Source organism: Mesorhizobium sp. M7A.F.Ca.ET.027.03.2.1 (assembly GCF_003999175.1).
Lineage (GTDB): Bacteria > Pseudomonadota > Alphaproteobacteria > Rhizobiales > Rhizobiaceae > Mesorhizobium.
On record NZ_RZOM01001085.1, the window covers coordinates 1 to 2,078 of the forward strand.

4 protein-coding genes are annotated in these 2,078 nt (G+C 62.5%); all 4 read left to right on the top strand.

All coding sequences use genetic code 11. From position 1 onward, the window contains the following. Positions 1-363, top strand: a 363-nt coding sequence (locus EN750_RS31470; RefSeq protein ID WP_189526589.1) for an Ldh family oxidoreductase, incomplete at its 5' end; no start/stop codon positions are given. Between the two features lie 240 nt (positions 364-603). After that, positions 604-885, top strand: coding sequence for a hypothetical protein (locus tag EN750_RS31475; RefSeq protein WP_127399033.1), 282 nt, complete (start codon positions 604-606; stop codon positions 883-885). Positions 886-1,082: 197 nt separating this feature from the next. Beyond that, entirely contained in the window at positions 1,083-1,535 is a 453-nt protein-coding gene (locus tag EN750_RS31480) for a DoxX family protein (protein WP_127270318.1), read from the top strand. Positions 1,536-1,628: 93 nt separating this feature from the next. Then, on the top strand, positions 1,629-2,078 hold a 450-nt coding region (locus tag EN750_RS31485), incomplete at its 3' end, for an NAD-dependent epimerase/dehydratase family protein (protein WP_127399034.1).

Genomic DNA, 2,078 nt, shown 5'->3' on the forward strand with positions numbered 1-2,078 from the left:
GCCATGAAGGGCGCAATGCTCGCCTTCGGCGGCCAGCGCGGCGCCAACATCGCGCTGATGGTCGAGGTGCTGGCGGCGGGCCTGTCGGGCGCCAACTGGTCGCTCGACGCGCCATGGTTCAGCGGCGGGCCGGACAGCCCCGGCACGGGACTATTCGTGCTTGCTATCGAACCCAAGCTGCTCGATCCGGATTTCGAGCAGCGGATGAAGGACCAGCTCGACCGGCTGCGGCGGCGCTTCGGTGTGCATGTGCCCGGTCGTGCCCGCGCAGAGGCCGCCGAGAAGGCGCAAGCGCGGGGCATCACGGCATCCAAGGCGGTGGTGCAGCGCATTTCCGAATTCGCCGCACGCTATTCTTCCTGAATAGTTTTTTATATCAAATAGTTATCTGAAATCTGCCCGCCGCAGGCGCGGCGCGGTGCGATTTTCTTTGCGCGCTGCTGAACCTTTCCGCGCCTTGCTGCGACCCAGCTTTGTCCAGGGCAAGGCGAGCTTGCCCGATCCACACCGGGGGAAGCAGCAAACCGAAATCGAAAGCCTGCATCACGCGAAGGCCGGTCCTTCGCGCCTCGGAAACCTCAACCCAAATCAAAGGAAATTGTCATGACCAACACCAAGATCACCATGCTGACCGCCGTCCTTCTGCTCGGCTCGTTCATGGGTGCCACACAGGCAGCCACCCTGAAGGCCGCGCCGGCCAAGCCGAGCAGCCCGGGTGTCATCGCCGCCCCGAGCGGCGGCGCCACCGAAGACCATTATTGCAAGAACGGCCATGCAAAATTCGCCAATTGCAGCGCCGATTTCGTCGCCGCCTGCAAGAAGGTTGGTGGCACCATGTCGGATGTTCAGGGCTGGGGTGGGCGTACTTGCTTCACGCCCTCCTGATACCGTCTCAGGTCAGGCCGCTCCGTCGGCCCCTGACTTCGCATGGATGTCACCCGGAAAACCCCGCTTCGGCGGGGTTTTCTGCGTTTTGATCGCACAATGAATAAAACATTCTTGTTTTGGTCAACTTTTGTTTATTTGACTTCGGCCGACCCGACCGGCCGTTTGCGCTGATTGAGCAAAACAGAGGAGCTATAATGTCGGCAAGCACGGACAACCCCCGCAACGCCCTTGTCATCCCGGTCCTTGGCAGGTTTTACGCGGCTCTGCACGATGGTGCCGAAACCGTTCTTCGCGTCGTCGCCGGCGGGTTTTTCGCCATCCATGGTTCGCAGAAGATCACCAATCCTTTCGGCGCTGCCGAGATGGTCGAGGGTCTCGGTTTCTATCCGGGCGCGTTGTGGTCGTTGCTTCTGGCCTGCACTGAATTCTTCGGCGGCATCTTCATCGCCATCGGGTTTTTGACGCGGCCGGCCGCCTTTGCCGGCCTGTTCGTGCTGCTGGTCACGGTCTGGTTCCACTGGGTCACGATGGACCAAGGCTATTCGGGCGCGGAAAAGTCGCTGCTTTGGGCGGCGATCCTGCTCTTCTTCGTCATTCGCGGCGGCAACCGCCATTCGGTCGACGCCCGTATGGGCAAAGCGTTCTGACAGGCTGATAGCGACGACGCGTCGCCCTTTGCCTTTGGCACGAAACGGATTATGAAACGGCTTCAGCCAAGCTTGCGAGCGCCGGAGCCAGCCATGACCGAAATCCTGCAGACCCCAAAGCTCGTCGTCGTCTTTGGCGGGTCAGGCTTTGTCGGCCGCCATGTCGTGCGCGCGTTGGCCAAGCGCGGCTATCGCATCCGGGTCGCCTGCCGGCGGCCCGATCTTGCCGGCCATTTGCAGCCGCTTGGCAATGTCGGCCAGATCCAGCCGGTGCAGGCCAATGTGCGCGTGCGCTGGTCGGTAGACCGCGCCGTGCAGGGCGCCGACCACGTCGTCAATCTGGTCGCCATCCTGCATGAGAGCGGCCGGCAGAAATTCTCCGCCGTGCACGAGTTCGGCGCCCGCGCAGTGGCCGAGGCCGCACGCTCGGTCGGCGCCGGCCTGACCCACATTTCTGCGCTTGGCGCCGATCTGGACTCCGAATCAGACTACGCGCGCACCAAGGCGCTTGGCGAAAAGGCTGTGCTGGAGACGATCAAGGAC